This is a genomic window from Hydrogenophaga sp. GW101-3F08, from assembly GCF_059424585.1.
Window position 1 is genome coordinate 63,673 of the sequence record NZ_JBWKZP010000015.1, and the last position, 15,246, is coordinate 78,918.

At 67.1% G+C, this 15,246-nt stretch carries 21 protein-coding genes; 4 read left to right on the top strand and 17 right to left on the bottom strand.

What is annotated here, in order from left to right; translation table 11 throughout:
* The first annotated feature begins 17 nt into the window (after positions 1 to 17).
* Together AC07YZ_RS24725 and rfbF are read left to right on the top strand one after the other, a co-directional pair.
* Complete coding sequence (locus AC07YZ_RS24725) at positions 18 to 956, top strand: glycosyltransferase family 2 protein (protein WP_494796701.1); 939 nt, start codon at positions 18 to 20, stop codon at positions 954 to 956.
* Between the two features lie 71 nt (positions 957 to 1,027).
* A complete protein-coding gene (gene rfbF, locus AC07YZ_RS24730) occupies positions 1,028 to 1,801 on the top strand; it encodes a glucose-1-phosphate cytidylyltransferase (RefSeq protein ID WP_494796702.1) in 774 nt (257 codons plus the stop codon).
* Between the two features lie 89 nt (positions 1,802 to 1,890).
* Here the strand turns inward: rfbF and modC are convergent, their stop codons facing one another.
* From modC to AC07YZ_RS24745, 3 genes are read right to left on the bottom strand one after another with little or no spacing between them, the layout of a single operon-like run.
* On the bottom strand, positions 1,891 to 2,964 hold the full coding sequence (gene modC, locus AC07YZ_RS24735; protein ID WP_494796703.1) for a molybdenum ABC transporter ATP-binding protein: 1,074 nt from the start codon (positions 2,962 to 2,964) through the stop codon (positions 1,891 to 1,893).
* A 1-nt stretch (position 2,965) separates the two neighbouring features.
* Positions 2,966 to 3,646, bottom strand: coding sequence for a molybdate ABC transporter permease subunit (gene modB, locus AC07YZ_RS24740; protein WP_226492223.1), 681 nt, complete (start codon positions 3,644 to 3,646; stop codon positions 2,966 to 2,968).
* Positions 3,647 to 3,703: 57 nt separating this feature from the next.
* A complete protein-coding gene (locus tag AC07YZ_RS24745) occupies positions 3,704 to 4,090 on the bottom strand; it encodes a NifB/NifX family molybdenum-iron cluster-binding protein (protein WP_494796704.1) in 387 nt (128 codons plus the stop codon).
* 244 nt (positions 4,091 to 4,334) lie between these two features.
* Here AC07YZ_RS24745 and AC07YZ_RS24750 point away from each other — a divergent pair, with 244 nt between their 5' ends.
* Together AC07YZ_RS24750 and AC07YZ_RS24755 are read left to right on the top strand one after the other, a co-directional pair.
* Positions 4,335 to 4,646 carry a helix-turn-helix domain-containing protein gene (locus tag AC07YZ_RS24750; protein ID WP_494796705.1) on the top strand — a complete coding sequence of 104 codons (312 nt, stop codon included), beginning with the start codon at positions 4,335 to 4,337 and terminating at the stop codon, positions 4,644 to 4,646.
* An 11-nt stretch (positions 4,647 to 4,657) separates the two neighbouring features.
* Entirely contained in the window at positions 4,658 to 5,980 is a 1,323-nt protein-coding gene (locus AC07YZ_RS24755; protein WP_494796706.1) for a type II toxin-antitoxin system HipA family toxin, read from the top strand.
* Between the two features lie 13 nt (positions 5,981 to 5,993).
* On the opposite strand, the gene AC07YZ_RS24760 is transcribed toward AC07YZ_RS24755, so the two are convergent.
* The 14 genes from AC07YZ_RS24760 to nifB form a co-directional block, all read right to left on the bottom strand.
* A complete protein-coding gene (locus AC07YZ_RS24760; protein WP_068173332.1) occupies positions 5,994 to 6,290 on the bottom strand; it encodes a 2Fe-2S iron-sulfur cluster-binding protein in 297 nt (98 codons plus the stop codon).
* Between the two features lie 70 nt (positions 6,291 to 6,360).
* Positions 6,361 to 7,206 carry an SIR2 family NAD-dependent protein deacylase gene (locus AC07YZ_RS24765; protein WP_494796707.1) on the bottom strand — a complete coding sequence of 282 codons (846 nt, stop codon included), beginning with the start codon at positions 7,204 to 7,206 and terminating at the stop codon, positions 6,361 to 6,363.
* A gap of 9 nt (positions 7,207 to 7,215) precedes the next feature.
* Positions 7,216 to 8,379 (bottom strand): DegT/DnrJ/EryC1/StrS family aminotransferase, encoded by a 1,164-nt coding sequence (locus AC07YZ_RS24770; protein ID WP_494796708.1) that lies wholly within the window; start codon positions 8,377 to 8,379, stop codon positions 7,216 to 7,218.
* 15 nt (positions 8,380 to 8,394) lie between these two features.
* Positions 8,395 to 8,655 (bottom strand): hypothetical protein, encoded by a 261-nt coding sequence (locus AC07YZ_RS24775; protein WP_494796709.1) that lies wholly within the window; start codon positions 8,653 to 8,655, stop codon positions 8,395 to 8,397.
* A 5-nt stretch (positions 8,656 to 8,660) separates the two neighbouring features.
* Positions 8,661 to 8,885 (bottom strand): putative nitrogen fixation protein NifT, encoded by a 225-nt coding sequence (gene nifT / locus AC07YZ_RS24780; protein WP_226492215.1) that lies wholly within the window; start codon positions 8,883 to 8,885, stop codon positions 8,661 to 8,663.
* 43 nt (positions 8,886 to 8,928) lie between these two features.
* Positions 8,929 to 10,089, bottom strand: a complete 1,161-nt coding sequence (locus AC07YZ_RS24785; RefSeq protein ID WP_494796710.1) for a cysteine desulfurase family protein — start codon at positions 10,087 to 10,089, stop codon at positions 8,929 to 8,931.
* Positions 10,090 to 10,210: 121 nt separating this feature from the next.
* The gene (locus tag AC07YZ_RS24790; protein WP_226492213.1) at positions 10,211 to 10,600 is read right to left on the bottom strand and encodes a DUF3024 domain-containing protein; all 390 of its coding nucleotides are present in this window, start codon (positions 10,598 to 10,600) and stop codon (positions 10,211 to 10,213) included.
* Positions 10,597 to 10,875: a nitrogen fixation protein NifZ gene (locus AC07YZ_RS24795; RefSeq protein WP_494796711.1), complete on the bottom strand. Its 279-nt coding sequence runs from the start codon at positions 10,873 to 10,875 to the stop codon at positions 10,597 to 10,599. The genes AC07YZ_RS24790 and AC07YZ_RS24795 overlap by 4 nt, the downstream gene beginning before the upstream one ends.
* Entirely contained in the window at positions 10,872 to 11,270 is a 399-nt protein-coding gene (locus AC07YZ_RS24800) for a nitrogen fixation protein NifZ (protein WP_494796712.1), read from the bottom strand. Before AC07YZ_RS24800 ends, AC07YZ_RS24795 begins: the two co-directional genes overlap by 4 nt.
* Positions 11,263 to 12,093, bottom strand: coding sequence for a 4Fe4S-binding leucine-rich repeat protein (locus AC07YZ_RS24805; protein WP_494796713.1), 831 nt, complete (start codon positions 12,091 to 12,093; stop codon positions 11,263 to 11,265). The genes AC07YZ_RS24800 and AC07YZ_RS24805 overlap by 8 nt, the downstream gene beginning before the upstream one ends.
* Complete coding sequence (locus AC07YZ_RS24810) at positions 12,090 to 12,665, bottom strand: hypothetical protein (RefSeq protein WP_494796714.1); 576 nt, start codon at positions 12,663 to 12,665, stop codon at positions 12,090 to 12,092. Before AC07YZ_RS24810 ends, AC07YZ_RS24805 begins: the two co-directional genes overlap by 4 nt.
* 28 nt (positions 12,666 to 12,693) lie before the next feature.
* Positions 12,694 to 13,095, bottom strand: coding sequence for a HesB/IscA family protein (locus tag AC07YZ_RS24815; protein WP_494796717.1), 402 nt, complete (start codon positions 13,093 to 13,095; stop codon positions 12,694 to 12,696).
* Positions 13,096 to 13,121: 26 nt separating this feature from the next.
* Complete coding sequence (locus tag AC07YZ_RS24820; RefSeq protein ID WP_068173353.1) at positions 13,122 to 13,316, bottom strand: 4Fe-4S dicluster domain-containing protein; 195 nt, start codon at positions 13,314 to 13,316, stop codon at positions 13,122 to 13,124.
* A gap of 43 nt (positions 13,317 to 13,359) precedes the next feature.
* A complete protein-coding gene (gene nifB / locus AC07YZ_RS24825) occupies positions 13,360 to 14,961 on the bottom strand; it encodes a nitrogenase cofactor biosynthesis protein NifB (protein ID WP_494796715.1) in 1,602 nt (533 codons plus the stop codon).
* Between the last annotated feature and the right edge of the window lie 285 nt (positions 14,962 to 15,246).

Genomic DNA, 15,246 nt, shown 5'->3' on the forward strand with positions numbered 1-15,246 from the left:
CAGTTCAGGGTAAAGCAATGAACAATGCTCCATTGGTCAGTATTGGTGTGCCGGTCTACAACGGAGAAAAATCCCTCGCGCGCACGCTGGACTGCCTGCTGGGACAAACCTATAAGAATATTGAATTGATCTTGTCCGACAATGCTTCTACCGACGCAACAGCGCAAATCTGCCAGAAATACTGCGCTCAGGATCATCGAATCAGATACGTGCGGCAGGAGAAGAATCTGGGGCTGCCTGGCAATTGGACGTATGTTGCCGACCAAGCCAAAGGCGAGTTTTTTATGTGGGCGGCGGCAGATGACCACTGGGAGCCGGAATTCATAGCAGTCTTGGTGAAGAAGCTACTCGCGGAACCCGAAGCAATATTGGCATTCTGTCCCTACCGCCTCTTCAACAAAGAGACGCAGGAATACGAAGGCGAAGAGGTTCTCGAAGACTACGGGCACCGCTATGCGCTGGTGAGAATCTACAAGCTAACCAGGCAGTTGCTTGATCGTAGCAACCACGCGCTGATCCGAAGGCAGCGCGCCAAAGACATTGAATACAAGCTTTGGCTGTTTCCAGCAATCACAACGGTTTATAACGTCGCTTTTCCATCTCTGTATTTTCTTGCGGCCAAGGGAAACTTCGTTTTGACATCCCTGGACAAGCCCTTGTGGCGCAAGACCATGACCAGCAAACCGGCGCATGATTTGCCGCAGCACGCACGCCACCCAGGATTGACCTATCTCGGTCATGTGATTCGGAAAATACATCTGTTCTTCCGGTCGCTGGCCTACATCAGGCGTGGGGCAGATTCATATTTGTTCATGCTGGCTTGTGCGCCGATTCTGTTTGCCAGGATGACTCACGACATTGTTGTTCCGGTATGGGTGGTGCTGAAGGTTGTTGTTTCCGGCAGGAAGATGAAAGATTTGTCCCCTCATGACTTTTGGAAAATGGGCGTTCGCTGAAAGCGGCTAAACGAACCCTCAAATATTGTTCATACAGACAGACTGGATAACCCAGACAAGGGCGTAATGATATGAAGGCGGTAATTTTGGCAGGAGGCTTTGGAACCCGGATCAGCGAAGAAAGTGCCACCAAGCCCAAACCAATGATTGAAATTGGCGGCAAGCCCATGCTCTGGCACATCATGAAAATTTATTCCAAATCAGGAATAAACGACTTCATTATCTGCTGCGGCTACAAAGGCTATGTGATCAAAGAGTATTTCGCCAACTATTTTCTCCATACGGCCGATTTTACTTTCGACATCAAGAACAACAAAATGGAGGTGCACCACACCCAGGCTGAGCCATGGCGAATCACTCTGGTCGATACCGGCGAAGCAACCATGACCGGCGGGAGAATCAAGAGAATCAAGGACTACGTCGCTGGTGAGCCTTTCTGCCTGACCTATGGCGACGGCGTGTGCGATATGGATATGAATCGGCTGCTCGATTTTCACCATGAACAAAAATCGATTGCCACTCTCACCGCTGTGCAACCCCCGGGGCGTTTTGGAGCTTTTACGTTAAGCGAAGACGACAGTAAAATCCACAACTTCAGCGAAAAGACAAAAGGGGACGGAGCGTGGATCAACGGTGGCTTTTTTGTCATGGAACCTGAGGTTTTTGATTATTTCTCGGGCGACGAAAGTGTTTTAGAGCAAGAACCACTCATGCAGCTGGCCCACCAAGGCAAGCTGGCGGCTTATCGCCACGATGGCTTCTGGCAAAACATGGATACCCTTCGGGACAAGAACCATCTTGAAAGTCTCTGGTCTGGCCCCAAAGCACCCTGGAAGATTTGGTAATTGTTGCCTTCTGATTGCCGGTGAATGTGAAGGTGGTTGTCGCCTGAATCATGCAGTGTCCATCCAACGCATGATTGCCGTGCGCAAAGCTACCCGATCAACGCCACCGCCTTGATCTGCGCCCAAACCGCCTGACCCGGCGCCAACCCCAGCGCATCCGCCGAGCGCCGCGTCAACCGCGCCAGCAGCGACGACGAAGTCCCCACCTGCAAACGACACAGCGCCAGCGCCGGGTGGCTGTCGTCGGCCAGTTGGTCCACCACCACCGGCAGGCTGTTGAGCAGGCTCGTGTCGGTCGCGGGCGAAAGCGCCAAGCTCACGTCGCGCGCCAGGATGCGGATGCGCACCGTGGCGCCTTTCTCTTGCCCGCCGTCGCGCACCCAGAGGCAGCCGCCGGGGAACGCCACCCGCGCCAGGCTCCAGGCCGCGTCGCGCTCCACCACCACACCCTCCAGCACCACGCCCGCGTCTTCGCCCAGATGGATCGGCAGGTCCACGCGTGACAACACCTCGGCCAGCGGGCCCGAGGCCAGCGCCCTGCCCGCTTCCATGGCGACGATGTGGTCGGCCAGGCGCGCCACCTCGTCGGGCGCGTGGCTCACGTAGATCACGGGGATGTCGAGCTCGCGGTGCAGGCGCTCCAGGTAGGGCAGGATTTCCTGCTTGCGCGCCAGGTCGAGCGCCGCCAGGGGCTCGTCCATGAGCAAGAGCCGCGGGCCCAGGGCCAGCGCCCGCGCGATGTCGATGCGGCTGCGCTCGCCGCCCGACAAGCGGGCGGGCTTGCGGTCCAGCAGGTGGCCGATGCCCAACAGTTCAATGGCCTGGTCCAGCCCCCGTTTGCCCGCGCCGGGCAGGCGCCGCAGGCCATAGCGCAGGTTGCCCATGACGGTGAGGTGGGGGAACAGGCTGGCTTCCTGGAACACGTAGCCCAGCGGGCGCTGGTGCGTGGGCAGCCAGACCCCGCTGTCTTGCCAGACCTCGCCATGGACGACCAGCCGCCCTTGCGGCGCGCGCTCCAGGCCGGCAATGCAGCGCAGCAGCGTGGTCTTGCCGGAGCCGGAGTGCCCGAACAAGGCGGTCACGCCGCGCGCGGGCAGGGCCAGGTCCACGTCGAGCGAAAACCCCGGCCAGTCGAGCTGAAAGCGGGTCTGGATGCCGGGCATGTCAGTGCCCTTCCTTGGGCTTCGGCCGCCAGGCGTACAGGGCCAGCAGCACGATGAACGAGAACACCAGCATGACGGCGGACAGGCGGTGCGCCTGCAGGTACTCCATGGCTTCCACGTGGTCGTAGATCTGCACCGAGGCCACGCGGGTCACGCCGGGCAGGTTGCCGCCGATCATCAGCACCACACCGAACTCGCCCACGGTGTGCGCGAAGGTGAGGATCGACGCGGTCAGGAAGCCGGGCAGCGCCAGCGGCACGGCCACGGTGAAGAAGGCGTCCAGCGGCGAAGCCCGCAAGGTGGCGGCCACTTCCAGCGGTCGGTCACCGACCGCTTCAAAGGCGGTCTGCAGGGGCTGCACCATGAAGGGCAGGGAATAGAACACCGAGGCCACCACCAGGCCCCAGAAGGTGAAGGGCAAAGCACCGATGCCCAGCGCCTGCGTGAGCTGGCCCACCGGCCCGTGCGGCCCCATGGCCAGCAGCAGGTAGAAGCCGAGCACCGAGGGTGGCAACACCAGCGGCAAGGCCACCACCGCGCCCACCGGGCCTTTCCACCAGGCCTTGCTGCGCGCCAGCCACCACGCGATGGGCGTGCCCACCAGCAGCAGGATCAGGGTCACGATGCCGGCCAGCCGCACGGTCAGCCAGATGGCTTGCAGTTCGCTGTCGGTCAGTCCCATGGTGAGGGTGCAGTGGGCACGTTCTTGACCATCCTGATGTTGAAAGGCGGGGACGACTCAATGCCGCGAAAACAGGTCGCGCAGCTTGCACAGCGTGGTGGTGACGTCGAAGCGCGTGTCGGGCAGCGCCTCGCCGGCCAGCACCTTGTTCAGCGCCGTCAGCGGATCGGTCTCGCCGGTCAGCAGCACCTGCGCCCCCCAGCCCGACATGTGGCGCAGAAAGCCGTCACCCGCGCTGCCCGCGATCAGCAGCGCCACGCCGTGCAGCGGGTGCGGTCCGTCGTCCTTGAAGTGGTGGGGCAGCTGCTCCTTGCTGAGCGTGACGCGCTGCGGCTCGGGCAGCGGCTGGCCGCTCTGGCAATCGAACAGCAGCCATTCGCGGGCCTGGCCCGCGTGGCCGCTGACCTGGCTCCAGGCCTTGTGGGTGGCGATGGCGACTTTCATGAAGGGTCCTTGTCTCGATCACCACACAACGCGGGGGTCTGGCGACGGCGTGGTGTGCTTTGCGACACAACGCCCGCTCCAGCGTGGCTTGAGGGCCTGGTGTGCAAGTCGTGGGCCAGCCTGCGAAAGGGAAAAGTGAGGCGCTGAAACGAGGCACGCTGTCAGCGATGCCGATATTGATTTATCATTCGTTTTCGGATATTTATGATAAATTTTGCAAATAAATATCCGATATCGGATATTTATGAATGAAGGACACACGACGAACGAACTTCTGGCGGAGCTGGGGGAGCAGCTGCGCGCCCAGCGGCTGCGCTTGAACCTCACGCTCGAAGAGGTGGCCAGGCACGCGGACCTGTCCATCAACGTCGTGCGTCGGCTGGAGAGCGGGGAAGGCTCGACGCTGGCCTCGTTCGTGACGGTGCTGCGGGTCCTGCGCCGCGATGAGTGGCTTTCCACGCTGCAGCCGCCCGTGACGATCAACCCGCTGAACATGCTCAAGAAGCGCGCGCCACGCCAGCGCGCCTACAAGCCCCGCAAGCAGAACCCGAACTGAGAGGCTGAGCCATGGCAACCGCAAAGAAAACAAGAACTTCGCCGTACCGCAGCGTCGAGGCCGTGGAGGTGAGTGCCTGGGGCCAGCGGGTGGGCGCCGTCGCGCGCGAGCCGACCAAGAACTACTACGCCTTCCAATACGACCCGGCGTGGGTGAAGACCGGCATCGAGTTGGCCCCGATCACCATGCCCCTGGCGCAGGCCAGCGAGCCCTTTATCTTCACGGACCTGCCGGAGCCGACCTACAAGCGCCTGCCAGCGCTCCTGGCCGACGCCCTGCCCGACGACTTCGGCAACGCGCTGATCGATGCCTGGATGGCCGATCAAGGCATCACCAAGACGGCCATCACCTCACTGGACCGCCTGGCCTACATGGGCAAGCGCGGCATGGGCGCCCTCACCTTCAGACCTCTGCGCGGGCCCAGTCCGAGCAAGCCAACCGCCATCCATCTGGGCCAGCTGGTCGAAGCCGCACGCCTGGCCGTGATGGGCGATTTCGACGGGGAAAACCACGCCCATGCGGCGCTCAAGCAAATCATCCAGGTAGGGACCTCCGCAGGCGGGGCGCGCGCCAAGGCCACCATCGCCTGGAACCCCGACACCGAGGAGGTGCGCACCGGCCAGTTCGACATCCCGGACGGGTTCGAAGCCTGGTTGCTGAAGTTCGACGGCATGGGCAGGGACAACGCGCTCGGTCCGTCCAAGGGGTACGGCCGCATCGAGTACGCCTACCACCTCATGGCCACCGAGGCGGGCATCGACATGTCGCCGTGTCGGCTGCTGGAAGAGAACGGGCGTGCGCACTTCATGACCCGGCGATTCGACCGCGAGGGCAACCAGCGCCACCACCTGCAGACGCTGTGTGCCATGGCGCACCTGGACTACAAGCAGGTGGCCACCCACAGCTACAACCAGCTGTTCCAGACGGCGAATCAGCTCCAGCTGGGCCGTGGTGCACTGGTAGAGATCCTGCGTCGCATGGTCTTCAATGTGCTGGCCGTCAACAACGACGACCACACCAAAAATTTCTCCTTCCTGTTGCGAGAAGGCGCCAGCTGGGCGCTGGCCCCCGCCTACGACATCACCCACGCGTTCAATCCGAACAACGAGTGGGTCAAGCAGCACCTGATGTCAGTCAACGGCCGCTTCCATCGGATCACGCGCCTCGACGTGCGTGAGGTGGCTGATCGCTTCGGTCTGCTCTCGGATGTGACCGACGTCATCGACAAGGTGCGGCAGGCGGTCGGTCAATGGCAAGGGTTCGCGAAACGCGCGGGCGTGGACAACGCGGAGGCCGAAGTGATCGCCAGCCAGATCGCCGAGCGGGCTTTCTAGCGCAGGAGGCGCGTCAAGCCGTCAGCAGCAACTCCACCGTGACCGGCTCTTCGCCGAGCACGGCCTGGCAGGCCAGGCGCGAGGCGGAGGCCACGCCCACCATGCCGTCGAGCTTCTGGTTTTCCACCGGCTGGATGCGCGAGAGGCTCTTGCGCCCGCTGGTGACGAAGACGTGGCAGCTCTCGCATTTCGCATCGCCGCCGCATTTGCTCACCACCGGTTCGCCGACGGCGAGCAGGGCTTTGAGCAGGGTGGTGCCAGCGGCGACTTCGTAGGTTTTGCCGGATGGGAGAACGGTGAGTGTGGTCATTTTTTAGTGCCTCAAGGCTGTGGGTGGAAAGGAAAAGCGAACGGGAAAAACCAGGGGAGCGAAAACGGGTTCAGGCGGCCAGCGCGGGCTGCAGGGCGTCGATCAACGCGGCCGAAAAATCGGCCAGCGCCATGGGGATGCGGGTGATGCCCTGCTCTTCGAGGAAGCGCGCTTCCATGCGCGTGGGCGGCTCGGGCAACACGGCCCAGTGGTGGTCGCTGGAGCGCTTCATGATCTGGCGCGCGAAGCTGCGGGTGAGCTGGTCGTCGAAGCGGCAGCCGAGAAACAGGAAGTGGCGCCCGATGCGCCAGCGCTGCACCGCCTCGGGAATGGGGGTCTGGATGTCGATCTCGGTGAGCACCTCGACGTAGTCGCTGTCGGAGACGAGGTAGTTGCCCGCCGGGTCGTGGCTGCCGATGGGCTTGTAGAGCAGGGGCCCGGCCTGCGGGGGCGGCTCGGGCAGTGGCGCGCCGGCCGCGTCGTAGGCGCCGGTCCACTGACCGAAGTGTTCGGACTGCGACAGGCCCTGCACCTGCACCCAGCCACCGGCCGGGCGGGCCTGGCGCAGCGCGGCGGCCAGGGTGTCGTCGTACCAGGTGTCCACCCACAGCCCTGCACCGCTGCGGGCCAGCGCCAGGTGCAGCGCGGACGGCGCGGGCACGCTGGCAAAGGCCTCATTCATCAGCTGCACCACCGACTTGCGGTGCTTGAAGTTCTCGATGAACTGCGCCGCCTGCGTCAGGCGCTTGCGGATCTTGTGCGGCACGCTGACCTTGCTGGTCATGATCTCGGCCAGCGCCAGCGACGTGGCCGGCACCTGCACATCACCGCACAGCGACAACATGTCGGGCCCCAGGTAGGGAATGACGGCCCCCGCGTCGAGCTGGCGGGCGATGTCTTGGATCAGGTCGTTCATGGTGTTTCCTCAGAGGTAAATGGCCGCGCCGGCGCCGACGTTGGTGGCGGTGTCTTTGAGCGTGGTCACGATGTACTGCACCTGCGTGGCATCCAGCTGGGTGTGCAGCGGCAGCGCGAGCGCGCGGTCGCCGATGCGGTCGGTGTCGCGCAGCAGGCCGCGCTGGTGGCCGATGGCGCCGCTGGCTTCCATGTAGTGGTGCTGCTGGTGCAGCGGGTGGCTGTAGGCGGCGGCTTCGATGCCGCAGGCGCGCAGGTCGTCGATCATCTGGGCGCGCGCGCTGGCCGTGAAGCGTTTGCCCAGGTGCACCACGTAGAGCATCCAGTGCACCTCGTCCACGTTTTCGGCCAGGTACGGCGGCTTCACGCCCTCGAAGCTCTGCATCTGCTGGTGGTACCAGACCTCGACCTGCTTGCGCGCGGCCAGCCGCTCGTCCAGCCCGGCGAGCTGGGCCAGGCCGAGCGCGGCGGTGAGCTCGCTCATGCCGGCCTGCAGCGGCACCCGCGAGCCGACCGACACCGAATGGCGGTCGCTCAGGCGGCGCTGGCGCAGGTAGCGCAGCTCGTGCACCAGCGCGTCGTCGTCGGTCACGAGCATGCCGCCCTCGCCGGTGCACAGGGCCGAGGGTTGCGAAAAGTCGAACACCGACACGTCGCCAAACGTGCCGACGGTCTGACCCAGGTAGCGCGAGCCCAGGGCCTCGCTGCTGTCTTCGATCAGGTGGACGCCGTGCTCTTTCGCGAGCGCGCGCAGGGCGCGCCAGTCGGCGGGGTGGCCGTTGGTGTTGCCCGCGAGGATGGCGCGGGTGCGCGGGCCGATCTTGAGCGCGGCCTTCTCGGGGCTCAGGCTGCCGGTCCAGTAGTTGATGTCGGCGAACACCGGCGTGGCCCCCGCGAGCGTGATGGCCTGCGCCACCTGGTGCCAGCTGTGGGTGGCGCAGACCACCTCGTCGCCCGGGCCGATGCCCAGCGCGCGCAGGGCGATCCAGGTGCCCAGCGTGCCGCTGCCCACGGCCACGGCGTGGCGCCGCCCGACCCAGCCGGCGAAGGCGTGCTCGAAGGATTCGAGCATCGGGCCGTCGCCCCAGCGGGTGGACTGCAGCACCGCGTTGACGAGCTGCAGCTCGCGCTCGCCGCATTCGGGTTCGTAGAGGGAAATGGCATCGATTTCCATGGGGTGCCTCTGGCTTCAGTCTTGGGTGAGGATCAGTGCGGTGGCTTCTTCGGGTTGCTGGGTGACGCTCCAGCAATGGCCGTTGGAGGTGGCGAGGTAGACCTTGCGGGCACCCAGCAGCAGCGCGGGCTTTTCGTCGCGCATGTCCATCGCATCGACCAGCACCACCTTCATGTCGGGGTGCTGGGAACGCCAGATCGAGGCCGCGTCGCGCAGGGTGGCGGCAGCGCCCACGAGTTCACCGGCGGCGCGCAGATGTTCGGTGCTGATGGACATGGCGTTCAGTCCTCGGTGACCGAAGAGGCCAGGCGCCGGGCTTCGACGGTGATGGGCAGGGTGGTGCCTTCGGGCATCGCCGGCAGGTCGAGCTGCCAGCCGTTGGCCAGCGTGACCAGCCCGCCCCACATGCCGGGTTCGACCATGGCGACGATGGGCTCCTCCAGATCTTTCTTGGGCACGTAGGCGCTCAACACGCCTTTGGCGTCTTTGCGGATCATCACTTTCATGGGGCGCTCCAGTCAGGAAAACACAGGGTGGGAAAACAGGCGGTCATGCGGCGGCCAGCGCGGCGTGTTCGTCGCGCAGCAGGGGCTCCAGCAACGGAGGCAAGGCGCTCAGCAGGTGGGCCACGTCGTCGGGGCCGCTGGTGCGACCGAGCGAGAGGCGCACCGCGGCCAGCGCCTCGTCGCTCGGCACGCCCATGGCGCCGAGCACGTGCGAGGGTTCGGAGCCGCCGGACGAACAGGCCGCACCCGACGAGGCGGCCACGCCCAGGCGCTCCAGGCGGTTGAGCACCACGTCGGCGGACACGCGGCCGAAGCGCAGGTAGCAGGTGCCGGGCAGGCGCGGCGCGCCCTGGCCCCAGACGTGCACGCCGGGCATGGCGCACAGGCCGCGCTCCAGCGCATCGCGCAGCGCCGCCTGGCGCGTGGCCTCGGCGGCCAGACCGTCCCCATGGCCCAGCAGCTCCAGCGCGGCGGCCATGCCCACGATGCCGGGCAGGTTCTCGGTGCCCCCGCGCCGGCCGCGCTCCTGGCTGCCCAGCGTCTGCGGCACGAAGGGCTGGCCCTGGCGCAGCAGCAAGGCGCCCACGCCTTTCGGGCCATTGAATTTGTGGGCCGAGAGCGACACCGCGTCGGCCCCGAAGCAGGCGAAGTCAAACGGCAGCTTGCCGATGAACTGGGTCGCGTCCACGTGCAGCGCGGCGCCGGCGGCGTGCGCCAGCGCGGCGACCTCGGCCACCGGCATCAACACCCCGGTTTCGTTGTTGGCGGCCATGAGCGAGACCAGGGCCACGTCGGGCCCGATCAGGCTGGCCGCGGCGTTGGCGTCCAGCGTGCCGTCGCCCCGCACGGGCAGGAAGCCCACCGGCACGCCGGCCTCGGCCAGCGCGCGCGCCAGCCGCAAGTGGCCCGCGTGTTCAACCGCGCTGAACAGCACGCGCCGCCGCCCGGGCCCCGCCGCGGCGAGCAGGCCGCGCACGGCCATGTGGTTGGCCTCGGTGGCACCGCTGGTGAACACCACCTCCTGCGCCTTGCAGCCCAGCACCCGGGCGGTGCTGGCGCGGGCAGCGCTCAAAGCCCGCTTGGCGCCCTGCCCCGGCCCATGCTGCGAAGACGGGTTGGCCCAGAGCTGCTCGAACACCGGCAGCATCGCCGCGACCACGGCGGGCGCAGGGGGTGTGGTGGCGTTGTGATCAAAGTAGATCACGGCGGGCTTTCAGACGGGGCGTGAAGTGGTCCAGCCCAGGGCACCGCCGGGCCGGCTTTGCCGGACGGCCAGTGCCGCCCCCTGGGGGGTAGCGCGAAGCGCTGCGGGGGGGTCATCGTGATCATGGCCAGAATTTGCGTTCTGGATCGAGGCACAGCAGGTCGATCAGCGCGTCCAGCGACGCGTGCTCGACACACGCGACCCAGCGCCCATTGGCGTGGTCGCGCTGGCACAGCCGCCAGCCCGGCGCCGCGTCGGCGGCGGCCCCGGCCGGCGCCTCGCAGGGCTCCAGCCAGGCGATGTCGATGGTGCCGCCGCCGGGGTCCACGTTGCGCGAGCAGCAGGGGCTCTCGATGCGAAAGCCCTGGCCCTCGCGCAGCACGCGCGGGCGCACGTAGCGGTAGCGCACGCGCTGGCGCAGCGCGCGCTCCAGCCGGTGCTGCACCAGGTCGCGCACCCGGCCCCCGGCCCTGGCGGCCGGCTCCGCGCTGGCGCAGGGTTCGGGTTTCATGCGGGCTCGTCCGTCTCGGGCCGCCAGCCTTCGGGCGTGGCCACGATTTCGAGTTCCAGGCAGCCGACCACGCAGCCGTCGAACTCGACCAGGTAGACCGGCTCGTTCGCCTCGGTCGCGTGGCCCACGTTGACCACCATGCCCACCGCGCCGCGCGGCGCCAGCAGCGCGTCGACCGCGCGCTCGGGGTGGCTGCCGTCGTTGAGCAGGTCGTCCAGCGCCACCACGTGCTGGCCCCAGGCGTAGAGCGGGGTTCGGGGTTCGATGCCGTTCATGGGGCCTCCGTGGATGTGAGCGAAAACGAGGGAGTGTGGGTGGCGGCCACGGGCCGGGCCGATCCGAGCGTGCCCAGCGCCTGGGCCTTCTCGCCCAGCTGCGCCAGCACCTCGTCGGGCAGGTTGTCCAGCGTGCACAGCTCCTTGGCCCGCATCCCAACGCGGTGGCCGGACTCGACGAAGTCCACCGCGTAGATGTAGAACTGCTGCAGGAAGGTGTTGATGTTGATCACGTAGCCGATCTCGCCCTTGTGCACCAGCACCTCGCCGATGTCCCGGCCGTTGTAGGTGCCGTCGTTGCGGATCACCGAGCGCGCCACCACCCGCTCGCCGTAGCGGAAGCGCGGCGGGCCGGCCAGCTCGATCTCGTTGTCGTCGCGGTTGATGTCAGCCATGGGCCACTCCCGTGGGTGCCCGCGCGGGCAGGGTTCGCGGGCCGGGTGCGGCGGCGCGGCGCTCGCGCGCGCTGCGGCGCACCTCGGGGTCTTCGTCGTCGCACAGCGCCGCCAGCGTGGCCGGGTCGGCGCGCTGGGCGACCTCCCAGCGCACGCGCCAATCGGGGTCGTACGCCAGGCGCGGCAGCAGCGCCACCGGCAGGCGCTCGGCCACCACGCGGCGCACCTCGGGCGCGGCGTCGTCCAGCAGCTGCAGCAGCGCCGGCATCTCCAGCCGCTGCGCCACCCGCAGGCGCACGGCGCGGTCCGCATCGCGCGCCAGGGTGGGCAGCAGCGCCAGCGGCAGGCGCAGCGCGACGAGTTCGCGCACGCCGTAGTCGGGGTCGTCGCGCAGGGCCGCCAGCGCTGCGGGCGCGAGCCGCTGCGCCACGCGCAGGCGCACCTCGCGGTGCGGGTCGCGGGCCAGCCGGGGCAGTTGCTCCAGCGGCAGGCGCAGCGCGATCTGCAGCCGCACGGTCTCGTCGGGGTCGTCGATCAGGGCGCGCAGGCGGAACACGCTGGCGCGGCGCGCGGCGATGGCCCGCACCTCGAAATACGGGTGGCCGAGCTGCTGGTCGGACAGCGTGGGGTGCCAGCGGAAGAAGCGGTCGATGCGGCGGGCGTACACGTCCTGCAGGCAGGCGTGGCCCGGCTCGCAGCCCTGCTCGCCGGGCAGCGCGCGCAGGGGGGCACAAGCGCAGGCGGTGCAGTCAATGGCCCCGCCCTGCCAGTGCTGCGGCGGGATGTCGCCCGCGGGCGCGCGGTGGGCCAGCGGCGTGTTCATGGGCCGACCCCGCTCCAGCCGCGCACCGGGTACGCGGCTGGGGACTCACCCGCGCCCGCCTCGCCGCCCCGCTCGTGGCGCGCCAGCACGTGCGCCAACAGGGCGCCGCCCACGTGGTCGGCCGGGTCCAGGCGGCGCAGCTCGGTCAGCAGGGCGCGCGCCTCGTCCATCGCGCCCAGGCGCATGTGCAGGTAGGCCAGGCCCTTGAGCGCGAACAGATAGAAGCGCACCGCCGCGTCGTGGCGCGCGGCGTCGTCGCTGGGGGGCACGTCGCCGAAGTCCGGCCCCAGCGCGGTGCGGGCGATGGCCAGCGCGTCTTCGCCCGCGTCGCGCGCGGCGGCGAGGTTGTGGCCGTAGAAATGAAACCGGTAGAGCGCGATCAGCGGCGCGGGGTGGCGCGGCGCCGCTGCACGGGCCTGCTCCAGCAAGGCCAGGGCCTGCCCGGGCTGGTCGCGCAGCAGGCCGGCCTGCGCGATCAGCGCGGCCACCGCGGGGCTGAGCGCGGCGCCGATCGCGCCCAGGCCGAACGCCGCTGCCGCGTCGTCAAAGCCCAGGTTGGCGGCGTCGTCCATGGCCCGGTTCCCGTGGTGGGCGCTGGGCTCAGGACGCCAGCGTGGCGGGCCGGCCGCGGCCGATGGCGCCGATCTCGATCTTGGCCACGCCGGGCGGCGCGGCGGACTCGGCGCTGCTGCAGCCGCAGGCGGCCTGGTTGGGGTTGGTGAAGGTCAGGCCCGACTGGGTGGGCGTGTCGGCGAAATCGACGATCACGCCTTCGAGCAACAGCCGGCTCTCGGCCCCCAGGAACAGGCGCAGGCCTTCGATCTCCAGCACCTGCTCACCCGGGCCGGGCGCGGCCTCGGCGCTGAATTCCGAGCTGTAGCCCGAGCAACCACCCGGCGTGACCGCCAGACGAAACCCGGCGCCCGCCGGCAGGCCGGAGAAGCGCACGATGCGCGAAATGAACTTGACCGCGGCGGGCTTGAGAACGATGTTGGGCAGCATGGTGGTGGTCTCGATGTGGATGGGGGTCACGCCTTCACGATGCAGCCGTCGACGGGGCAGACCGCGACGCACTGCGGCTCGTCGAAGTGGCCCACGCAGTCGGTGCACTTCTTGGGGTCGATGACGTAGGTGCCGCCTTTTTCGCGGATCGCGACGTTCGGGCACTCGGGTTCGCAGGCCGAGCAGGCGGTGCAGGTGGACGCGATGATCTTCATGGGCATGGTGGCTCTCCTTCTCTAGGGAAACGTCGTGGGGAAATGAGGGTCAGGCGGCTTCGGCCAGGCCGCCGGTGAAAGCACCCTGGCGGATCTGCGCGTCGCCGCGCGGCTGGTGCGTGATGGCGCCGCTGGCGATGCGGCCGCGGTAGTCGTTGAACCAGTCCAGCGCGGCCTTTTCGATGAATTCGCCGACGTACTGGTCCACCGGCTCCACACCGGCGGCCAGCAGCTCGTCGCGCGGGCAGGCGCCGATCTTGGCGACCAGCACGGCGTGGCAGTCGTTGATGGCCTTGACCACCGAGGGCAGTTGCTCGTCGTCGCCAAAGCCGCCCTGGCAATACAGGTCCACCCGGCGGTGGCCGACGAACAGGGCCTGCGTGGCCGAGACTTCAAACACCTGGAACTCGGTGACGTGGCCGAAGTGTTCGTTCACACGGCCACCGCCCTTGGTGGCCACGGCGACCAGCACCTTCATGTCGTCGGCCACACCCACGGCGTTGGCGGCCGCGGCCAGGGCCTCCTGCTTCGCCGCCTGCTGGGCCTGGCGCTCGACCTCGACCTTGTCCTGGTAGCTCTTGCGCTTGTCCAGGTCGTAGACGACTTCCATCTGCTCCAGCTTGTCGAGCGTGAACTCTTCCGAGCGGTCTTCGCCCAGCAGGCCCACCGCGTCGGCGCGGCACTGGCGGCAGTGGCGCATCAGGTTGGCGCCGCCCATGCAGGCGTCCTGCACCGCCTTCAACTCCGACGCGGTCGGGCCGCGCTGGCCGGTGAGGCCGAACACCGTGCCGTGCTCCGCTTCGCTGATGAGCGGCATGATGTTGTGCAGGAAGGCACCGCGCTTCTTCACCTCGCGGTTGACCTCGTACAGGTGCTCGTCGTTGATGCCCGGGATCAGCACCGAGTTGATCTTGGTGAGCACGCCGCGCGCGGTGAGCATCTCCAGGCCGAGCATCTGGCGCTCGTGCAGGATCTTGGCGGCCTCGTAGCCGGTCACGCGCTTGTGGTTCCAGAAGATCCAGGGGTAGATCTTCTCGCCCACGGCCGGGTCCACCATGTTGATGGTGATCGTCACGTGGTCGACGTTGTATTTGCAGATCTCGTCCACGTAATCCGGCAGCGCCAGGCCGTTGGTGGACAGGCAGAGCTTGATGTCGGGCGCCTGCTCCTGCAGCATGCGGAAGGTCTCGAAGGTCTTCTTCGGGTTGGCCAGCGCATCGCCCGGGCCGGCGATGCCCAGCACCGTCATCTGCGGGATCTCGCTCGCCACCGCCACCACCTTCTTCACCGCCTGTTCGGGCGTGAGCTTCTGGCTCACGACGCCGGGGCGGCTTTCATTGGAGCAGTCGTATTTGCGGTTGCAGTAGTTGCACTGGATGTTGCAGGCCGGCGCCACCGCCACGTGCATGCGGGCGTAGTGGTGGTGGGCCTCTTCGGAATAGCAGGGGTGGTTCTTGACCTTGTCCCAGATCGCCTGGGGCATGTCGTCGGGGCCGTCGGACGACCCACAACTGGCCTTGCCCTCGCCCCCCGAAGTGCCACAGCCGCCGCCGGCCGCGGGCACGTCGAGCGAGGCGCCCAGAGGCTTGATCTGGCCGATGGAAACGTACGTCTTGGCGGGCATGGAACCCGCAGCGGTGCTTGTCGACATGAAGACCCTTCCTGCGGCCGACCATGGCCGCTCGGAGGGTCATCAGCGAAATCCGTGCCACGGAAAAAACCTTTTCAGATCAACGATCTGAAGGTTTTGTCGTGTGTAGGAAAGAGGACATGCGGGACGTTGGGGATGCGGGCTGCGTCGGGGTTGCGACAAAGGCGCTTGGAAGCTGGAAGCAACTGCCTGCTTGCGCCCCTGAGCAGATGAGATAGCCCCCTGAACACCCGGACCCGTCCTATCGCTTATCTTTGAAGATAGGAGTAGGACTATGAGTACGAG